General features: G+C 73.5%; 17 protein-coding genes. 3 read left to right on the forward strand and 14 right to left on the reverse strand.

Features of this window, described 5'->3' with window-relative positions; all coding sequences use genetic code 11:
- Positions 1-65 precede the first annotated feature (65 nt).
- The 11 genes from HNR19_RS15245 to HNR19_RS15295 form a co-directional block, all read right to left on the reverse strand.
- Positions 66-788: a ComF family protein gene (locus HNR19_RS15245; RefSeq protein ID WP_179668710.1), complete on the reverse strand. Its 723-nt coding sequence runs from the start codon at positions 786-788 to the stop codon at positions 66-68.
- A 66-nt stretch (positions 789-854) separates the two neighbouring features.
- On the reverse strand, positions 855-2,606 hold the full coding sequence (locus HNR19_RS15250; protein WP_179668711.1) for an LpqB family beta-propeller domain-containing protein: 1,752 nt from the start codon (positions 2,604-2,606) through the stop codon (positions 855-857).
- Positions 2,603-4,336 (reverse strand): MtrAB system histidine kinase MtrB, encoded by a 1,734-nt coding sequence (gene mtrB, locus HNR19_RS15255; RefSeq protein ID WP_343047208.1) that lies wholly within the window; start codon positions 4,334-4,336, stop codon positions 2,603-2,605. The genes HNR19_RS15250 and mtrB overlap by 4 nt, the downstream gene beginning before the upstream one ends.
- A 20-nt stretch (positions 4,337-4,356) precedes the next feature.
- Positions 4,357-5,085 (reverse strand): MtrAB system response regulator MtrA, encoded by a 729-nt coding sequence (gene mtrA / locus HNR19_RS15260; protein ID WP_343047209.1) that lies wholly within the window; start codon positions 5,083-5,085, stop codon positions 4,357-4,359.
- 72 nt (positions 5,086-5,157) lie between these two features.
- The gene (ahcY, locus tag HNR19_RS15265) at positions 5,158-6,600 is read right to left on the reverse strand and encodes an adenosylhomocysteinase (protein ID WP_179668714.1); all 1,443 of its coding nucleotides are present in this window, start codon (positions 6,598-6,600) and stop codon (positions 5,158-5,160) included.
- A gap of 118 nt (positions 6,601-6,718) precedes the next feature.
- Complete coding sequence (locus HNR19_RS15270) at positions 6,719-7,759, reverse strand: DUF808 family protein (protein ID WP_179668715.1); 1,041 nt, start codon at positions 7,757-7,759, stop codon at positions 6,719-6,721.
- Positions 7,756-8,844, reverse strand: a complete 1,089-nt coding sequence (locus HNR19_RS15275; protein ID WP_179668716.1) for an acyltransferase family protein — start codon at positions 8,842-8,844, stop codon at positions 7,756-7,758. Before HNR19_RS15275 ends, HNR19_RS15270 begins: the two co-directional genes overlap by 4 nt.
- 60 nt (positions 8,845-8,904) lie before the next feature.
- Positions 8,905-9,939 (reverse strand): SIS domain-containing protein, encoded by a 1,035-nt coding sequence (locus HNR19_RS15280; RefSeq protein ID WP_179668717.1) that lies wholly within the window; start codon positions 9,937-9,939, stop codon positions 8,905-8,907.
- A 7-nt stretch (positions 9,940-9,946) separates the two neighbouring features.
- Positions 9,947-10,117 carry a Trm112 family protein gene (locus tag HNR19_RS15285; RefSeq protein ID WP_179668718.1) on the reverse strand — a complete coding sequence of 57 codons (171 nt, stop codon included), beginning with the start codon at positions 10,115-10,117 and terminating at the stop codon, positions 9,947-9,949.
- Positions 10,114-11,490: a phosphomannomutase/phosphoglucomutase gene (locus tag HNR19_RS15290; RefSeq protein WP_179668719.1), complete on the reverse strand. Its 1,377-nt coding sequence runs from the start codon at positions 11,488-11,490 to the stop codon at positions 10,114-10,116. Before HNR19_RS15290 ends, HNR19_RS15285 begins: the two co-directional genes overlap by 4 nt.
- Before the next feature lie 28 nt (positions 11,491-11,518).
- On the reverse strand, positions 11,519-11,827 hold the full coding sequence (locus HNR19_RS15295) for a DUF3499 domain-containing protein (protein ID WP_425490681.1): 309 nt from the start codon (positions 11,825-11,827) through the stop codon (positions 11,519-11,521).
- A 98-nt stretch (positions 11,828-11,925) separates the two neighbouring features.
- On the opposite strand from HNR19_RS15295, the gene HNR19_RS15300 reads away from it, so the two are divergent.
- Positions 11,926-12,351 carry a metallopeptidase family protein gene (locus HNR19_RS15300; protein WP_343047210.1) on the forward strand — a complete coding sequence of 142 codons (426 nt, stop codon included), beginning with the start codon at positions 11,926-11,928 and terminating at the stop codon, positions 12,349-12,351.
- Positions 12,352-12,364: 13 nt separating this feature from the next.
- Here the strand turns inward: HNR19_RS15300 and HNR19_RS15305 are convergent, their stop codons facing one another.
- The 3 genes from HNR19_RS15305 to HNR19_RS15315 form a co-directional block, all read right to left on the reverse strand.
- Positions 12,365-13,858 (reverse strand): DUF5719 family protein, encoded by a 1,494-nt coding sequence (locus HNR19_RS15305; RefSeq protein ID WP_179668721.1) that lies wholly within the window; start codon positions 13,856-13,858, stop codon positions 12,365-12,367.
- Positions 13,855-16,725, reverse strand: coding sequence for a glycosyltransferase family 2 protein (locus tag HNR19_RS15310; protein WP_179668722.1), 2,871 nt, complete (start codon positions 16,723-16,725; stop codon positions 13,855-13,857). Before HNR19_RS15310 ends, HNR19_RS15305 begins: the two co-directional genes overlap by 4 nt.
- 63 nt (positions 16,726-16,788) lie before the next feature.
- Positions 16,789-17,046: a WhiB family transcriptional regulator gene (locus HNR19_RS15315; protein ID WP_179668723.1), complete on the reverse strand. Its 258-nt coding sequence runs from the start codon at positions 17,044-17,046 to the stop codon at positions 16,789-16,791.
- A gap of 233 nt (positions 17,047-17,279) precedes the next feature.
- On the opposite strand from HNR19_RS15315, the gene cofD reads away from it, so the two are divergent.
- On the forward strand, positions 17,280-18,299 hold the full coding sequence (cofD, locus tag HNR19_RS15320; RefSeq protein WP_343047211.1) for a 2-phospho-L-lactate transferase: 1,020 nt from the start codon (positions 17,280-17,282) through the stop codon (positions 18,297-18,299).
- A 4-nt stretch (positions 18,300-18,303) separates the two neighbouring features.
- Positions 18,304-19,275, forward strand: coding sequence for a coenzyme F420-0:L-glutamate ligase (locus HNR19_RS15325; RefSeq protein ID WP_179668724.1), 972 nt, complete (start codon positions 18,304-18,306; stop codon positions 19,273-19,275).
- Positions 19,276-19,278 lie beyond the last annotated feature (3 nt).

Raw genomic sequence — 19,278 nt, forward strand, 5'->3', positions numbered from 1 at the left:
GGACCCGGGTGGATTCCATGTTGAGACGTTAGTGCGTCGAGGCCGCGCACAAAAGGGTCCAGCGCTCAAAGCTTCGTCGGTACGCCGCGCCGCGCGGTCGCCGCGACGGTCGCGATCGCGAGCGGCGGCACTCCGGCCGCCGCCAGCGCCCGCTGCGCCTCGCGGGCGGTGGCCCCCGTCGTGAGGACGTCGTCGCAGACCACGACGTGGGCGACCGGCGCGCGGCGCGCCAGCCGCGCCACGGCGCCCGCCGGGCACGCCATCGATCCGGCGAGGTTGTCCCGTCGCTCACCGGCGGTGAGCCCCGCCTGGTCGGCGACGCCGGGCCGCAGCCGCAGCAGGCGTGCGACCAGCGCGGAGCGGCCCGCGTCCCGCAGCGTGCGCGCCGCACGGCGGGTCATCGTCAGGGTCGGGTCGTGGCCGCGGGCGCGCACCGCCGCTGCCCGCGACGGCACCGGGACGAGCACCACGGGCACGGCGCTGCCGGGCGCGAGCTCGGCGACCGCCGCCCCCACCGCCCGGGCGAGCTGGCGCCCGAGCGGCGCGGCGAGCCCGTGGGCGCGCCGCTCCTTGTGGCCGAGCACCAGGTCACGCAGCAGACCGGCGTACTCCCCCGTCGCGAACGGCGGGACCAGGCCCGGCGGCGTCGGCGTGGGCGGCGTGCAGTGGCCGGTGGCGGGAAGCGCGGCGGCGCAGTCGCGGCAGAGGAGCCGGCCGGGCCGGTCGCACCCCAGGCAGGCGCCGCCGAGGAACAGGTCGAGGAAGCCGTCGCCGAGCCAGCCGGTCACCGGGACAGGGGAACACCGGGAGGAGTGCCCGGCCAACCGGGTGGTCGACGGGTTGTGGATCAGCGGTCAGCCGGCGTACTCGACCGCGTCCATCGGCGCGCCGAGAGCGGTCTCGGTCTGCTCCTCGAGGTCGATCACCGAGTCGAGGGTCACGGCGTAGGGAGGCAGGTCCTCGTCCGCGGACGCGGCGAGCCCGACCACCCGGCCGCTCACGATCGTCGACAGCGCGTCGCTGCCGACGGACGCGCCGTCCGCGACCACCGTGTCGACCTCGAAGAGCCGCCCGCTGGCCCGGGCGAGCACGGCGATCGTGGCGGGCCCGGTCCAGGCGATGTCGGTGATCTGCGGCGTGCCGCCGACCGTCTCCGCCACGGTGGACTGCACGACGTCCTCCGCCCGACCCTCGGGACCGGTCAGGATCCGGGCGATCACCACCCGGTCGACGCCGTCCTGGCGCACCACCGCCACCAGTCGCGTGCCGTCGGGCGACACGAGCAGCCGTCGGGCCGCCTGGCCCGTGACTCCCGGGACCTCGATCTGGCGTGCCCGACCGCGGTCGAGCACGTGGACGGTGGCCTCGCCGCCCCCGCGATCGAGCAGCCAGAGCCGCTCGAGGTGGTCCCACGCGGGCCGTGCGAGGTCGGTGCCGTCGAGCACGGCCCGGATCCGGGGGCCGGTGGCGGTGGTCGGGGCGACCACGGCGGAGGTGCCGTCCGTGGACACGCCGGCGATCCAGTCACCGCCCAGCGCGACGGCGATGTCGCCGAGGTCGTGGCGACCGGTGCCGAACGGGCCACCGACCGGGTTCATCACGCCGGGAGCGCCGTAGACGACGCGCCCGCGACGCAGGCCGTAGAGCGCCGTGGACGTCGTGGCCCCGGCGGGGTCGTAGGCGTCGGCGTCGTCGATGTCGAAGACGGAGGCGCCGCCGCGGAGCGGCACCGGCTCGCCGCCGATGGAGAGCCGGACGGCGCTGACGTCGGGGTCCTGCCGCAGCGTCCAGGCCAGCTGGGCGAGCATCGGCTCGGCCGCCTCCACCGACGGCATGGCGACCTCGCCCGCGAGCGCGACGTCCGCCACGCCGTCGGCCGACACCGGCACCGACAGGCCGGCGTCGAGCCCGTCCGGGAAGAAGGTGCGGACCACGCGGGAGAGGCGGGCCGACGGGCCGTTCAGGAGGGCGCCGACCAGCGAGGTGGCCAGCTGCTCGCCCTCGGGCACGAACACCGGCTCCGGCACCAGGATCTGGGCGGTGGGGTCGAAGAAGTAGAGGGCCACCTGCCGGAACCGCTGCTGGAACCAGGAGGCGGGCACGAGGAGGGCGTCCGGCGGATCGGCGATCCGGAACTCGCCGTCCTCGAACTCCAGGTGGAAGTCGAGGGTCAGCTCGGCCGGGGACAGCGACCCGCGCCACGCGCGGTTGGCGTCGAGGCGGTCGGCGTCGGTCAGCTCGACGCTGACCTCCCCGCCGAGCTCCTGCGCGGGGAGCGTGTCGGCGTACACGATCGTGGCGGCCCCGGGGTTCCACGCCTCGGCGGCCTCGGTGGTGAGGTACTGCTTGGCCACGTTGATCTGGTTGGGCCACCCGGTCATCGCGTCGAGGAAGCCGCTGACGATGGTCTGCCGCGACGCGCCGGTGTCCGGCGGTACCGGGTCGTGCGCGCCGGCCGGGTGGTCGACGGGCCCGTTGCCGAGCCCGGCCTCCACGACCGGCCCGTCGTCGGGCAGCCGGACGCAGCCGGACACGGCGAGCAGCACGGCCGCGGCGACGAGCAGGCGGCGCGCGACCGTGGCCGTCGGTCGCTTGACGGGCCTCATGGTTTCCCCCGGGTCGCGTCGATCCCGCCGACCTCGTCGGCCTGTTCCACCTGGTCGACCTCGCCGACCTCGCCGACCTGGTCGACCTCGTCGGTGGCCGCCACGTCGACCTCGACCTCGAGCGCCGAGTCGTCGGCGACGCTGTCGAGCTCGGGTGCGAGGTCGAGCGGGCTGTGCCGGAGCGGTGCGCCCGCATGGCGCGGCAGGGTGAGCCGGAACTGCGCGCCGCGGCCGGGGCGGCCCCACGCCTGGAGCCACCCGCCGTGCAGGTTGGCGTCCTCCAGCGAGATCGCGAGGCCGAGCCCGGTGCCGCCGCTGGTGCGCGCCCGCGCGGGGTCGGAGCGCCAGAAGCGGTTGAACACCATGGCCGCCTCGCCCGGCGCCAGGCCGACGCCGAAGTCGCGGACGGTGATCGCCGCCGCCTGCTCGTCGGCCGCCAGCCGCACGACCACGGGCTCCTCGGAGTCGGCATGGGCGTGGTCGATCGCGTTGGTCACCAGGTTGCGGATGATGCGGGTGACGCGGCGTACGTCGACCTCGGCGCGCACCGGCTCGTCGGGCTCCTCGACCACGACCCGGATCCCGCGCTGGTCGGCCAGCGGGCGCGCGGCCTCGACCTCCCGCCGGGCGACGTCGACGAGGTTGATGTCCTCGAGGTCGAGCACGGCGGCGCCGGCGTCGAACCGGCTGATCTCCAGCAGGTCGACGAGCAGCGCCTCGAAGCGGTCGAGCTCGGCCTGGAGGAGCTCGGTGGCGCGCGCGGTCGTCGGGTCGAAGTCGCTGCGGGCGTCGTGGAGGACGTCGCCGGCCATCCGCACGGTGGTCAGCGGCGTGCGCAGCTCGTGGGAGACGTCGGACACGAACCGGCGCTGCACCCAGCTCAGCTCCTCGAGCTGGCGGATCTGCCGTTGGAGGTTGGTCGCCATCTGGTTGAACGACAGCGCGAGCCGCGCGAGGTCGTCCTCGCCGGCGACCCGCAGCCGCTCCTGGAGCCGGCCGGCCGCCAGCCGCTCGGCGACCCGGCGCGCCATCCGGATCGGGGTGACGACCTGGCGGGTCACGAGCCAGGTGATGCCGCCGACGAGCGCGATCAGCAACCCGGCCGCGGTCAGCAGGGCCCGGGTGACCAGTCCGAGGGTCTCCTCCTCCTCGGTGAGCGGGAAGAGGAAGTAGAGCGTGTAGGTCTCCCCGTCGGCCGGGAGCTGGATCTGCGACCCGACGATGACGCCGGGGTCGGAGGAGGTGCTGCCGTCGCGCAGCGTCCGCACGATCCGGGTGTAGCTCCACGCCGTCGGCTGGTTGACGTCGTCGAAGTGCTCCTCGAGGTCGTCGGGGACGCTGGAGAGGTCGAGGCCGCTGGTGTAGCGGCCGCCGCCCTCGTCGAGGGGCCTGTCGGAGCCCTCCGGGCCGGCGAGGACCACGCTGTAGCCGCGGCTCTCCCCTGCGTCGATCAGCGGGTCGACCAGGTCGCGCTTCTGCTTGCTGACGTCGACCTCGGTGCCGGAGACGCCGGCGAGGCGTCCCTCGATGAACTCCATCTCGGCGTCGACCTCGCTCAGCACGACGTCGACCCGGTGCCGCACCAGGCCGTCGCGGGTCTGCTGGAGCAGCAGCCAGCCGACCGCACTGACGACGAGCGCGGAGAGCAGCACGGTGCTCACCACGACCCGCGCCTGGATCGAGCGGCGCCAGAACGTCAGCACCTGTCGCACCCAAGCCGCGCCACCCACAGCGTCCACCTAGGCCACGCCTACGGACTGCCGGGGGTGCTGCTGCCGCCGGCGCGGTAGCCGACGCCGCGCACCGTCAACACGATCTCCGGGTGCTCGGGGTCGTGCTCGACCTTGGAGCGCAGCCGCTGCACGTGCACGTTGACCAGCCGCGTGTCGGCCGCGTGCTGGTAGCCCCAGACCTCCTCGAGCAGCACCTGGCGGGTGAACACCTGCCAGGGCTTGCGCGCGAGGGCGAGGAGCAGGTCGAACTCCAGCGGCGTCAGCGCGATCTCCTCGCCGTCGCGGGTGACCGAGTGGCCGGCGACGTCGATCGAGAGATCCTTGATCGTGATCGTCTCCGGCACGGTGGCGTCGGCGCGGCGTACGCGGGCGCGGATCCGCGCCACGAGCTCCTTGGGCTTGAACGGCTTCACGACGTAGTCGTCGGCGCCGGACTCGAGGCCGACCACGACGTCGACGGTGTCACCCTTGGCGGTGAGCATGACGATCGGAACGCCCGACTCGGCGCGGATCTCCTTGCAGACGTCGATGCCGTCCTTGCCCGGCAGCATCAGGTCGAGCAGCACCACGTCGGGCCGGTAGTCGCGGAACGCCGCGAGTGCCTCGTCACCGCGCGGGCAGACCCGGCTGTCGAAGCCGTCTTGCCGGAGCACGATCGTGAGCATCTCGGCCAGCGGAGCGTCGTCGTCGACGACCAGGACGCGCCCCTTCGTGGGGTACGACGCATGCGGGGCCGGGGTGCTCACGGACGCCATCGTAGGCGGGGAGAGCGCGACGCCCCGCACCCTGCCGGGCACGGGGCGTCGCGTGAGAGTCGATCAGTACCGGTAGTGGTCGCTCTTGTAGGGACCCTCGACCGGGACGCCGAGGTAGGCGGCCTGCTCCGGCTTGAGCTCGGTGAGCTCGACGCCGAGCGCGTCGAGGTGGAGCCGGGCGACCTCCTCGTCGAGCTGCTTGGGCAGCACGTAGACGCCGATCGGGTAGTCCTCGGTCTTGGTGAAGAGCTCGACCTGGGCCAGCACCTGGTTGGTGAACGAGTTCGACATGACGAACGACGGGTGGCCGGTCGCGTTGCCGAGGTTGAGCAGGCGCCCCTCGGACAGCACGATGACCTTCTTGCCGTCGGGGAAGATCCACTGGTGGACCTGGGGCTTGATCTCGTCCTTGACGATGCCCGGGATCTTCGCCAGGCCGGCCATGTCGATCTCGTTGTCGAAGTGACCGATGTTGCCGACGATGGCCTGGTTCTTCATCCGCTCGAAGTGCTCGACCCGGATGATGTCGAAGTTGCCCGTCGTGGTGATGAAGATGTCGGCGTGGTCGACGACCGACTCGAGGCGCTTGACCTCGTAGCCGTCCATCGCCGCCTGCAGTGCGCAGATCGGGTCGATCTCGGTGATGACGACCTTGGCGCCCTGGCCGCGCAGCGACTCCGCAGAGCCCTTGCCCACGTCGCCGTAGCCGCAGACGACCGCCGTCTTGCCGGCGATCATCACGTCGGTGCCGCGGTTGATGCCGTCGATGAGCGAGTGGCGGCAGCCGTACTTGTTGTCGAACTTCGACTTGGTGACCGAGTCGTTGACGTTGATCGCCGGGAAGAGGAGCGAGCCCTCCTTGAAGCGGTCGTAGAGGCGGAGCACGCCGGTGGTGGTCTCCTCGGTGACGCCCTTGATGCCGTTGGCGATGTTGGTCCACCGCTGCGGGTCGGCCTTGAGGGAGCGGTCGAGGACCCGCAGGACCTCCTTGAACTCCTCGTTGTCGGTGGAGTCCTGGCCCGGCACGGCGCCGGCCTTCTCGAACTCCACGCCCTTGTGCACGAGCAGCGTGATGTCGCCGCCGTCGTCGAGCAGCATGTTGGGGCCGACCTTGTTGCCGTCGGCGTCGGTGAAGTCGAAGACCTTCTCGGCCTCGTCCCAGTACTCCGCGAGCGTCTCGCCCTTCCAGGCGAAGACGGGGGTGCCCTGCGGGTTGTCGACGGTGCCGTTCGGGCCGACGACGACCGCGGCGGCGGCGTGGTCCTGCGTCGAGAAGATGTTGCAGGTGGCCCAGCGGACGTCGGCGCCGAGCGCGGTCAGCGTCTCGATCAGTACGCCGGTCTGGATCGTCATGTGCAGCGAGCCCGCGATCCGGGCCCCCTTGAGCGGCTGGTCCGCGGCGTAGCGCCGGCGCATCTCCATCAGGCCGGGCATCTCGTGCTCGGCGAGGGACAGCTCCTTGCGCCCGAATTCGGCCAGGCTCAGGTCAGCAACCTTGTAGTCCATGTGAAAACAAACCTCGAGGTCTCTCGAATGGGGACGTCCTGCGGCGCATCTGCACTTCTTCGGGATCTCCCGCGCATGACCCGGCCCAGACTACAAGCGGGCCACCCCGCGCGAGGAATCAACCGGAAGTTCGGCCGCCGGCGTCTCCGGCGCCGCCGGGCTGATCCGGCGCCGGGACGTCCTGCGGCTCGAGCGGGTCGTGGTGCTCCTTCTTCCCGAACGGGAGGAGCTCGATCACCAGCACCACGATCGCGCCGACCCCGAGCCCGATGATCGCGGAGATCAGGGTGTTGGTCAGCCACGCGGCGGTCGCGCCCAGGACGGGGACGTCGAGCGCGTGGTGGACGTCGTCCTCGAGGTGGTGCACCCAGTCGTACGGCGCGTTCCACAGGTCGAGGCCGGATCCGTGGTTGTCGGCGATGTTGACCAGCAGGATGTGGCCGCCCACCCAGAGCATGGCGATGGTGCCGACGAACGAGATCACCGCGAGCAGCTTGGGCATCGCGGCGACGAGGGCGCGGCCGACGCGCTGCGCGAACGAGGAGGCCCGCTGCGTGAGCGCGAGGCCGGCGTCGTCCATCTTCACGATGAGCGCCACGACGCCGTACACCGCGATGGTGATGGCGATCGCGACGACGACGAGGATCGCGAGCCGCGACCAGAAGGACTCGTCCTTCACCTCCGCGAGCGCGATCACCATGATCTCCGCGGACAGGATCAGGTCGGTGCGGATCGCCCCGCCGATCATCTCCTTCTCGGCCTCGGGGCTGATCTCCGCGACGGGCTGGTCGTGGTCGTGGTGCCCGGCGACCATGGCCCACACCTTGTGGGCGCCCTCGTAGGCGAGGAACGTGCCGCCGATCATCAGGATGACCGGCAGCAGGTCGGGCAGGAACTCGCTGAGCAGCAGCGCCGCCGGAAGGATGATCAGCAGCTTGTTGCGGATCGAGCCGATCGCGATCCGCTTGACGATCGGCAGCTCGCGCTCGGCCGCGAGGCCGTGGACGTACTGCGGCGTGACGGCCGTGTCGTCGATGACGACGCCCGCTGCCTTCGTCGTCGCGCGCCCGGCGGCGGCCCCCACGTCGTCGACGGATGCGGCGGCGAGCTTCGCGATCGCGGCGACGTCGTCGAGCAGGCCGAAGAGGCCAGCGCTCACCGGGCCACTTCCCCAACAGCGCCGGCGTGTCCGGCAGCCCCAGCAGTCATGGGCGGAAGGCTACCCGGCTCCTCGGCGACGACGGTCAGCGCGACCGCCTCCTTCATCTTCCGTTCAGCGGCACCGAACGGGTCGACGACGCGCTCGAGCCGCGACGCCACCGGCCGCCACGCGAGCAGGAAGGAGAGGGAGAGGCCGCCCGCGGTGACGAGCACGAAGCCGAGCCAGGGGTGCTCGGCGGACCAGGCGGTGTAGCCGGCGTACTCGAGGCCCTTCACGGCGAAGCCGTGGAAGAGGTAGACGACGAGCGTCGCGGCGCCCATCCCCGTGAACCAGGTCGTACGGCGCGGCACCAGCGCGAGGAACGCGCAGGTGCCGGCGACGCCGATCGCGATGATGACCAGGCGCGTGACGGCCGCCCGGGTGTCGGACACGGCGAACTCGTCGTACTGCGCGCGGTAGTAGAGCCACTCGGTGCTCGCCCAGCGGTCGGTGTAGGCGGACAGCAGCCAGATGCCGGCCAGCACCGCGACCCCGATCGCCGCCGGCACGCGGCCGCGCAGCCACTCCAGGCGCTCCGGCGTGGCCTTCAGGCCGAGCACGAAGAACGGCAGCAGACCGAGCACCCGGGCGAGGTCGAGGGTGTCGCCGGCCCAGAGACCCGCGCCGAGGCTGAGCAGGACGGCGACGGCGAGGCCACCGGGCATCGCCCGGAAGAGCGGCGTCAGCAGCCGCCAGAAGAACAGCGCGGCGAGGAACCACATCGGCCAGTGCGGGTCGGCGAACAGGTCCTCGAGCTTCTCGCCGCCGACGTGCACCCGGAACAGCGCCATCGCGGCCTCGAACAGCAGGTAGGGCACCAGCACGGTGCGCACGAGCCGCCACATCCGGCCGCGGCTGTAGTCGAACGTCCTGGACAGGTAGCCGGTCACGAAGACGAACGCCGGCATGTGCCAGGCGTAGAGGAAGTCGTAGGGGCGTGCAGCCACGCCGTCGGCGGGCAGCACCGTCCAGCCGTGGCCCACGACCACGAGCACGACCAGCAGCAGCTTGGCGTTGTCCAACCAGGGGTCCCGAGAGCTCATCACCTCAGGGGTACCCGCAGAACCTGAGACACATCCTCAGGCTCGGCTGTTAGCGGCGTCTCAGTCCTCGACCAGGCCGAGGCGGAGGTACTCCGCCGCGTAGGTGCCGCTCAGCAGCAGTGACGCGTAGCGGGCCACCTCGTCGCCCTCGCCGTCGGCAGTGACGGTCTCCACACGTACGTCGCGGGAGCGCGCGGCCTCCTGAAGCCGCTCGCGCTCCTCGTGGCTGACCGGGTCGTCGGTGCCGTCGTCGAGAACGACCAGCACCGGTCGCCGGCCGGGGTCGCCGCCGCCGTCGGCGAACGGGTCGTCGAAGACGTCGCGGGGCCGGGCGGCCTCGATGACCGGCAGCAGGTGCTCGGCGTCGCCGGCCAGCGCCGTGCGGCCGGAGGTACGCCGGATCGACTCGGCGACCCGCCGGGCCGCGCGCGCGGCGAGGACCGAGCCTCCCCACAGCAGCGGGTTGGCGTCGGCGAGCGAGATCGCGAGCATCTTGGCCGGGTTGATCGAGATGTCGCGGCCCGGGGCGCACTCGATCGCGACCTTGTCGAGGGCCTCGGCGACCGCGTCCGGCGTCGCGCGGGGGCCGAGGTCGACCTGGTGCAGGAAGGCGAGCATCACGACCGCCGTCGCGAGCTGGTCGCCGGTGCGGGTGGGCAGGATCGTGGTCCAGCGGCCGGCGGCGTGCTCGGCGACCATCGAGCCCTCCGGGCAGGCGACGACGACCTGGCAGCCGCGCCGGGCGGCCTCGGCCACGGCCGAGGCGGTGCCGGCGTCGGAGCCCTCGGGTGCGAGCACGACGACGAGGTCGAGGCTCCCGGCCCAGCCCGGGAGGGCCGGCGAGGGCCACGCCACGAACGGCACCGGGCACCACGGCTCGAGCACGGCTCGCAGCAGCCGAGAGTCGGGCCCGGCGGCGATCACCGCGCGCGGCCGGGCGTCGGCCGCCCGCGCGACGGCCTGCGCGATCGCGTCGGTCGCGGCGCCGTACTCCACCCGGACGCGGGCGCCGGACTCGGCCAGCGTGCGCAGCCGCAGGTCTGCCGTGGCGAGCGCTCGCTCGTCGTCGAGCCGGGACTCGTCGAACCAGGTCATCGCAGGCTCATGCGGGCTTGCGGGCCTCGTCGACGAGGAGCACGGGGATCCCGTCGCGCACGGGGTAGACCAGGCCGCAGCCCTGGCAGGTCAGGTCGGGCACGTCCGACAGCACGAGCTCGCCGTGGCAGTCGGGGCACACGATGATCTTCAGCAGCTCCTCCGAGATCCCGGTCATGCGGCACCGCCGCGGATCACGGAGAGCACCTCGTCGCGGACCTGGGTCATGGTCGCCTCGTCCTTCCCTTCTGCGTTGAGCCGCAGCAGCGGCTCGGTGTTGGAGGCGCGCACGTTGAACGCCCAGTCGGCGTGCTGCACGCTCAGTCCGTCGAGGTGGTCGACGGTGACCCCGTCGCGGCCGGCGTACTTCTCCTCCAGCGCGGCGAGCACCGCCTTCTGGTCGGCGACCTCGGAGTTGATCTCGCCGCTCATCGGGTAGCGCTCGTAGTCGGCGAGCACCTCCGAGAGCGGGCGGTCGGTCTCCGCGAGCGCGGCCAGCGCGTGAAGGGCGGCGAGCATGCCGGAGTCGGCGCGCCAGAAGTCGCGGAAGTAGAAGTGCCCGCTGTGCTCGCCGCCGAAGACCGCGTTGGTCTCGGCCATGGTGGCCTTGATGAACGAGTGGCCGACGCGGGTGCGGACCGGGGTGCCGCCGAACTCCTCGACGATCTCGGGCACCGACCGGCTGGTGATCAGGTTGTGGATGATGATGCCGCCGGGCTCCTTGGCGAGCTCGCGCGCGGCGATGAGGGCCGTGAGCGTCGACGGCGAGACCGCCTCGCCCCGCTCGTCGACGAGGAAGCAGCGGTCGGCGTCGCCGTCGAACGCGAGCCCGATGTCGGCCTTCTCGGCCAGCACCCGGCGCTGGAGGTCGACCAGGTTCGCGGCCTCGATCGGGTTGGCCTCGTGGTTGGGGAACGTGCCGTCGAGCTCGAAGTACATCGGCACGACCTCGATGTCGCCCTCCAGGCGCTCGAACACCGCGGGCGCGGTGTGACCGGCCATGCCGTTGCCGGCGTCGACGACGACCTTCAGCGGCCGCCCCTTGACCGGCGCGAGCGACAGGAGGTGCGCGGCGTAGGCCTGGAGGACGTCGTGCTCGTCGATCGACCCGGTCACGCCGCCGCTGGTCGAGACGCCGGCGGCGACCCGGTCACGGATCTCGAGCAGGCCGCTCTCGGCGCCGACCGGGACGGCGTGGGCCTTGCACATCTTGATGCCGTTGTACTGCGCCGGGTTGTGGCTCGCGGTGAACATCGCGCCGGGGAGGCCGAGGTGGCCGGAGGCGAAGTAGAGCTGGTCGGTCGAGGCCAGGCCGATCATCGTGACGTCGGCGCCGGCCGCGGTGGCTCCGTCGGCGAACGCGCCGGCCAGGCCGGGCGAGCTGGGCCGCATGTCGTAGCCGACGACGACGGAGGTCGCACCGAGCACCTGCACGTAGGCCGTGCCGACGGCGCGAGCGAGGTCCTCGTCGAGCTGGTCGGGCACGGTGCCGCGGACGTCGTAGGCCTTGAAGACCGCGTTGAGGTTGTCCGGCGAGCTGGTCGTCGACATGGTGGCGACACTAGTGGATGGGCCGACCTCAGTCAGTTGTCAGGACCCGCAGGTGACCCCGCCGGGTGACCTCGCGCCCGGTCTCCTGCACGGGCTCGGGCGGGGGCGCGATCGGCCGCGCGGCCTCGCGCACGGCGTCGGCCAGCGCTAGCAGGTCGTCCTCGCTCGGGCTCGGCTCGGCCTGCCCCACCGCGAGACGCAGCACCTCCCACCCGCGGGGTGCCGACAGGCGCTCGCTGTGCTGGTCGCACAGGTCGTAGGCGTGCGGCTCGGCGTACGTCGCCAGCGGGCCGAGCACCGCGGTCTGGTCGGCGTAGACGTAGGTGAGCGTGGCCACGGCTCCACGGGCGCATCCGGTGCGCGAACAGCGACGGGCGAGACTCACGGCGAAACCGTACCCCCCACGGAGTTTCCCGGAGGCTAGGCTCGCGGATCGTGGCACGAGACCGTCGGGGCAGAGGGATGCGCGGGCCCGCCGTCCTGCCGTCCTCGCTCGGCCCCCACGCGCAGCGCCCGCCGCGGCCGCGCAGCCGGCGCGAGGTCTTCGACCAGATCGTCGTGGACCTGGTCGCCGACATCGACGAGCGCTGGGCCGACCGCCTCGGCCTCATGGAGTACGGCGTCGAGGACATCCCCGACCTGCCCGACGACTGGGACTCGGGCAACGTGCCGCTGTCGTCGCTGATCCGCGGCACCGGCGCGACCCCCACGCGGATCGTGCTGTTCCGGCGACCCCTCGAGCACCGGGCGAGCGACCGCGCGGAGCTCGAGGCGATCGTGCTGACGGTGCTGGTCGAGCAGGTCGCCGAGCTCCTGGGGATCCCGCCGGCGGACGTGGACCCGAGGTACCCGCAGGACTGAGGGCGGCCCCCGCCTACTCCGGCGCGACGACCGGCACGTCGGCGTAGACCGCCGCGTCGCGGAGCCGGACCACGCCCAGGCCCGGCGCGCTGCCGGAGCCGCTGACGAGCACGGTGCCGGAGATAGGCGTCGCACGGGACTCCACGGTGATCGCGACCGCGTCGTCGGGCAGCTCGACCTCCGCCACTCCCCCGGCGAGGACCTCGACCCGCTCCTCGGCGACCACCTTGCCGTCGGCATCGGTGGCGCGCACCTGGACCAGGCCCACGCGCTGGGCGCCGCCGAGCAGCAGCCGCTTCGCACCCTCGGGCAGTACGGCGACCGCGGGCTCCTGCACGCTCGGGAGCGGACTGAAGAGGGCCAGGTCGTCGTCGACCAGCGACCGCACCGCGACGGCGGCGGGGCTGGTGGTCTTCACGAGGATGCCGTAGGAGTCCTTGGTGGCGCCCGCGGGGAGCAGGTCGGCGAGCGCGTACCGCCGGGTCTGCTCGGGACCGACCACGAGCTCCTCGGTGTCGGCCGGCGTGAACGCGGCGTCCTTGGTCACGACCTGCACCGTGGCGCGGAGCTCGTCGTCGCCCGGGTTGTGCACGAACAGCTGTCGGCCGCCGGTGGGCTCGAGTCCCAGCAGCAGGTTGTCGGTGTCGGGCCGGGCCTGCGGCAGCAGGAAGTCGGTGGTGACCCGGCCGCGGCCGAGCGGGTCGTAGGTCTGGCGCACCGCGGCCGTGACCCGGCCGCGGGTCACGGTGAGGTGGGCGGAGAAGTCCACGCGCTTCGGCATCGCCGCCGACAGGTCGACCGTCTGCACGCTCTGGCCGGGCACCGTGATGCTGCGGAGGTCGTCGGGGGCGTTGAGCTGGCCGCGCGGGCCGAACAGGGAGATCTCGACGACCGCCGGCCCGGCCTCCGGGTTCACGAGCTCGAGCGTCGACCGGTCGGAGGATGCCGCGCCCAGGCCGACGAACCACTCGTCGAACGACGGACCGCGGCACTCTCCGGGGGCGATCGCCTCGCCGCGACCGGCGACGAGGCCCGGCGCGGCCGCGCCGCTGCCGGTCGCGGCCACCGCGCCGGCGCTGTCGGGCACCGGGGTCAGCCGCTCGGGCACGACGCCGAGGTCCTCGCCGGGAGGCAGGTCCGCGAGCAGGTCGGGCGCGCCGTCGGGCGCGGGCGCCGTACGGACGGTGACGTCGCCGCCAGCGACCTGCGGCACCCGGGTCAGCGACACCTCCCCCTCGCTGATCGCGGACGGGCACACCACGACGGACGACGTGAGCTGCGAGCGGGTGGGCGGGCTGGTGGGAAGCGACGGGAGCCCGTCGTCCTGCACCAGGCCGAGGCCGATCGCGACCGCGGCCGGCAGCACGATCGCGAGGGCGACGACCGCGTCGATCCGCCGCTTGCGGGACTGCTCGGCACGGCGGCCCTGCGCGGGCGCGGCACCACGATCGGCGCGGCGCCCCGGCTCGTTGGTCTCGGTCGTCTCGTTGGGCCGGTCGTCGCTCATGCGCGCCTCCTCCGGATCGTCGGGAGCGCCAGCACGACCACGACGGGCACGGCGACCAGCTGCACGGCCAGGAGCGCGACCCGCAACCACGACGTCTCGCCCGCGACGGAGTCGGCCTGCGGGCGCTCGGTCAGCTCCCAGGCGCGGGTGGCCCGGTCCTCGGCGCTCGCGCGGACCAGCCCGCCGGTGGCGTCGAGCCGCGCGGCGACACCGCCGTCGGCCGGCGCCGGCAGCACGACGTAGGCGATGCCCCGCGAGCGGAGCTCGTCGACCGCGTCGGCCGACGGCGCGCTCGCGAGGCCGCGGACCAGCTCGGTGACGGCGCCGTCCTCGTCGGTCAGCGCGGCGATCTCGTCCTCGCCGACGGTCGGGCCGTCGTCACGGACCACCTCGTAGCGCAAGCCGTCGGCGACGCTGCCGCGCACGACGAGGATGCCGTGCTCGGGACCGGTCTCCGCCTCCTGGGCCATGTAGACGGGGATGCCGGTCTCGGGCTCGTCCTGGAGCTCGTCACCGCCCGACACCGCGAACCACACCAGGCCGGCGAGCGGCGCGAGCGCGGCGGCGAGTCCGGCGACGACGACGCCCGCCTGGGCCGCCTTCGACAGGACCGCGTCGGTGAGGTTGACGCCGGCGATGACCACGGCGGTGACCCACGCCCCGTGCAGCACGAGCAGCACCGGACCGACGCCGAGCTGCTGGCCGGCGACACCGGTGAGGTCGACCTCGACCAGCCCGAGGGGCACGGCGACCAGGGCGGCCGCCGCGGCCACGAGCCAGCACACGACGACGCCGATGCGGGTCGCCCGCGGGATCAGCGCGGCGAGGGCGAGCACGGGCGTGACGACGCCGAACCACCACGGCGCACCGAGGTCGCCGAGGCGGCCGAGCAGCAGGTCGAGCCCCTCGGTGGGCTCCGTCGGCCAGCGGCCGACGTCGAGCAGCAGGCCGGCGCCGGCGCCCTCGACGAGCGCGGGGAGCCACCAGGGCAGGAGCAGGAGCAGGGGTACGGCGAGCGCCAGCGCGGGCGGTCCCCACACCGACCGGTCGGCGACGGCGGCACGCACCACCAGCGCCGCGGCGCCGATCACGACGACGCCCAGGAAGAGGAAGAGCCACCAGGTGCCGGGCGCGACCGCGGTCAGCAGGGTCAGCAGCAACCCGACCCGCCACGCGGCGCGCCAGCGGCGCGCCGGCTCCGGGTCGGCGAAGCCGAGGGCGGCGTGGGCCAGCCACGGCAGCAGGGCGGTGGCGACGACGATGCCCCAGCGGCCGCCCTCGAACGCGCCGGCGACGAGCGGCACGAGCGCGTAGGTCGTGGCGCCCCAGAGCAGCAGCCACCGCGGTGCGCCGTACCTCGTCATCAGCCGGCCGACCACCCGAAGGAACCGCCACGCCCCCCAGAGCGCGAGCGGCGCGGAGACCACCATCAGCACCGACATCGTGGTGACCGGGCCGAGGAGGGTGCCGATCAGGGCGAGCGGGAGCACGTAGGCCGGCGCCGGCACGTCGGAGCCGAACCCGATCGGGTGGTGCGACTCCAGGTGCAGCCGCCACCAGTCGCCGGAGCCGCCGGGCGCGGGCGACAGGGCGCCGCCCGCGACGTCGCCGAAGGCGCCGCGCGCGCCGATGACCAGCGCGACGGCACCGAACGCGAGCGCGACGGCGACCGGGTCGGTGAGGAAGCGGACGAGCCAGCCGTTCTCCTCGAACTCCTCCTCCTCGTCACGGTGCCGCGCGGCGGGCGGGTTCGGGTCGCGCTCGGCGGCCGCGATCCGGCGCCGCTCTGCGACGTCGGCGGCCTGGTTGGTCGCGGCAGCGACGAGGTCGGAGAAGAAGTCGAGGCCGTGCCGGTAGGGCAGCCACCACGGCGCGAGCAGGCGGCGCACCCGGTCGCGGTCGACGCCCCCCGCGGCGCCGTACAGCCGGGCCCGCTCGCGGCGCGCCTCGAGCACCTGCCCGGGACGCCCGAGCACGGAGAGGAGGGCGGCGAGGTCGTCGAGCGCCTCGCCCGGAGAGCGGACGACGAGGAAGCCGATGATGCGCAGCAGGGTGCCGCCGATCAGCCGGAGCACCTGCAGCGGCAGCCAGCCGGCGCGGCCGTTGGCGAGCAGTGTGTAGAGCGCGGCCCGCCGCTCCTGGTAGTGCGTGTGCCGTCCGGTCAGCGCGGTGCGTCGTACGCCGCGGTGCGCGGCTTCCGCGTGGAAGACGACCGCCGCGGGCGCGACCAGCGTGGTGCGGCCGGTCGCGGCGGCGCGCCAGCCGAGGTCGAGGTCGTTGCCGAACATCGGCAGGTGCTCGTCGAACCCGCCGAGCTCGCGCAGCGTCTGGGTGCGCACCAGCATGCCGGCGCTGTTGACGGCGAAGACCTCACGGACCTCGTCGTGCTGGCCCTGGTCGTACTCGCCGCGCTCCAGGCCCGTCTCGCGACGGCCGGTGCCGCTGATCGTCACGCCGAGCTCGAGGAGCCGCCGCAGCGAGGGCCACTCGCGCAGCTTGGGGCCGAGGATCTCGGCTTCGGGCCGCTCGGCGGCGACGGCCAGCAGGTGCGAGAGCGCTTCGGGGTCCGGGGTCGAGTCGTCGTGGAGCAGCCAGACCCACTCGGGCTCGAGCCCCTCGCGCTCGATGGACTCGAGCGCGATGTCGACCGCCTGGGGGAAGGAGGTCGACCCGGAGGCCCGGACGACGGTCGACGGCACGTGGGGGGCGAGCGTCGACTCGATGAGATCGGCGCTGCCGTCGAGGCTGTTGGTGTCGACCGCGACGACCGCGTCGACGGGGGTGGCCTGGCCGGTGATCCCCTCCAGGACGGTGGGCAGCCAGGTTGCGCCGTCGTGGCTGACGAGGACGACCACGACTCCAGACATGGTCGGCCACCCTACCGACCGGTCACGTGAGCCCTGAAAACGTCAGGCGGCGCCGGAAAATCGTCAGACGGCGCGCTTCTTCAGCTTGCGGCGCTCGCGCTCGGAGAGACCGCCCCAGATGCCGAAGCGCTCGTCGTTGCCGAGCGCGGCCTCCAGGCACTCCACGCGCACCTCGCAGGTCTGACAGACCTTCTTGGCCTCGCGCGTCGAGCCGCCCTTCTCCGGGAAGAAGGCCTCCGGATCGGTCTGCGCGCACAGCGCGCGCTCCTGCCAACCCAGGTCTTCGCTGTCGACCTCGTCGACCAGGAAGAGTTCTCGCATGGTTCCGCCCCTTTCGACCCCCAGTGGCTGCTCGTGGGGCGCCTCTTCCCCACGCGCCGGGCCGGGTGACGGTTCTGCACCCCCCGGTCGGCGAACCACGAATCACGTAGTTGGAATTACATGCATGTCATACCCCAGGAGTCAAGCCTCAGTCTGCTATACGCCGGTCCATACAGGAGCCCGGGTCGGACCCCGCGCTCGGGCGTGTCCGTGACGTTGGCACAGTTGTGCCCGTGCGGACCGTCCACAAGATCACCGTCCTGTCCGGCGGCATGGGAGGCGCGAAGTTCCTCCAGGGCCTCCTCCACGGCATCCGGGGCGGCACCCTGCCGGGAGTCGCCGACGACGCGGAGGTCACCGTCGTCGCCAACACCGCCGACGACTGGTGGATCCACGGCCTCAAGGTCTGCCCCGACCTCGACACCGTCATGTACACCCTCGGCGACGGCATCGACCTCGAGCGCGGCTGGGGCCGGCGCGAGGAGACGTGGAGCGCGAAGGAGGAGCTCGCGGCGTACGGCGTGGAGCCCACCTGGTTCGGGCTGGGCGACCGTGACATCGCCACCCACCTGGTCCGCACCCAGATGCTCGAGGCCGGCTACTCGCTCTCGCAGGTGACCGAGGCGCTCTGCCGCCGCTGGCTGACCCCGACCTACGGAGCCGGCGTACGGCTGCTGCCGATGACCGACGACCGGGTCGAGACCCACGTCGCCGTCGCCGACGCCGACGAGCCCAGCGGCAAGCGCGTCGTGCACTTCCAGGAGTACTGGGTGCGGCTGCGCGCCGAGGTTCCCGCCGAGACCGTGGTGGTCGTCGGTCTCGAGCAGGCCACCCCTGGGCCCGGCGTGATCGAGGCGATCGCCGGGGCCGACCTGGTGGTGCTGCCGCCGTCCAACCCGGTCGTCTCGGTCGGCACCATCCTCGGTGTGCCGGGCGTGCGCGATGCCGTCGCGACCACCGACGCGCGCGTCGTCGGCCTCTCCCCCATCGTCGGCGGCACCCACGTGCGCGGCATGGCCGAGCAGATGCTGACGTCGATCGGCGTCGAGGTGAGCGCCGCCGGCGTCGGCCTGCACTACGGCGCCCGGTCAGCGGGCGGCGTGCTCGACGGCTGGCTGGTCGACGAGCGCGACGCGGCCGACGTCGAGCGGGTGACCGCCGGCGGCATCGCCTGTGCCGCCGTGCCGCTGATGATGACCGACCACGACGCCACCGCCGCGATGGCCGCGGCCGCCGTCCGGCTGGTCGGGTGAGCCCGTGCTGACGGTCCACGCCCCCGACGGCGTGCCCGAGGTGACGGAGGGCGCCGACCTCGCCGGGCTCCTCCTCGCCGCGCTCGGCGACCACGCGCTCCGCGACGGCGACGTCGTCGCCGTCACCAGCAAGGTGGTCAGCAAGGCCGAGGGCCGGGTGTCGTACGGCGACCGCGACGCCGCCGTCGCGGCCGAGACCGCGCGGGTGGTGGCGACCCGCGGCGGCACCCGGATCGTCCGCACGCGGCTCGGGCTGACGATGGCCGCAGCCGGCGTCGACGCGTCCAACGTCGAGCAGGGCAAGGTCGTGGTGCACCCGCTCGACCCCGACGCCTCCGCGCGCCGGCTGCGGGTCGCGCTGCACGAGCGCACCGGCGCCAACGTCGGCGTGGTCGTCACCGACACCGCCGGCCGCGCCTGGCGCCAGGGCCAGACCGACATCGCGATCGGCGCCGCCGGCCTGGCGGTGCTCGAGTCCTACGCGGGGGCGGTGGACGGCTACGGCAACGAGCTCGCCGTCACCGAGCCGGCCGTCGCCGACGAGCTCGCGTCGGCCGCCGAGCTCGCGCAGGGCAAGCTGGGCGCGCGGCCGTTCGCCGTGATCCGGGGGCGGGCCGACCTGGTGCTGGCGCCCGACGATCACGGGCTCGGCGCGGTGGCGATGATCCGCGACGACGGCACCGACCTCTTCGGCTACGGGTCGCGCGAGGCGGTCGTGCGCGCCGTGGCCGCCGCGCCGGGCGACGACGTGCCGTTCGGCTCGACGGCGTCGCCGCAGGACCTGCTCGACGCCCTGCGCCGCGCGGGGATCGATGCGCGGCTCGAGCCCGACGAGGGCTCCCTCGTGTGCCCGGCGGACCAGAAGGTCGCGGCCGCCGTACTCGCCTTCGCTCATGGGTGGCGCGTCGAGCCCGATGAAGCACCCGATCGCACGGATTCCGGCGTCGATCTCCGGTTGCGCCCCGCGACTCCGTAGACT

This window comes from Nocardioides thalensis (assembly GCF_013410655.1).
GTDB lineage: Bacteria > Actinomycetota > Actinomycetes > Propionibacteriales > Nocardioidaceae > Nocardioides > Nocardioides thalensis.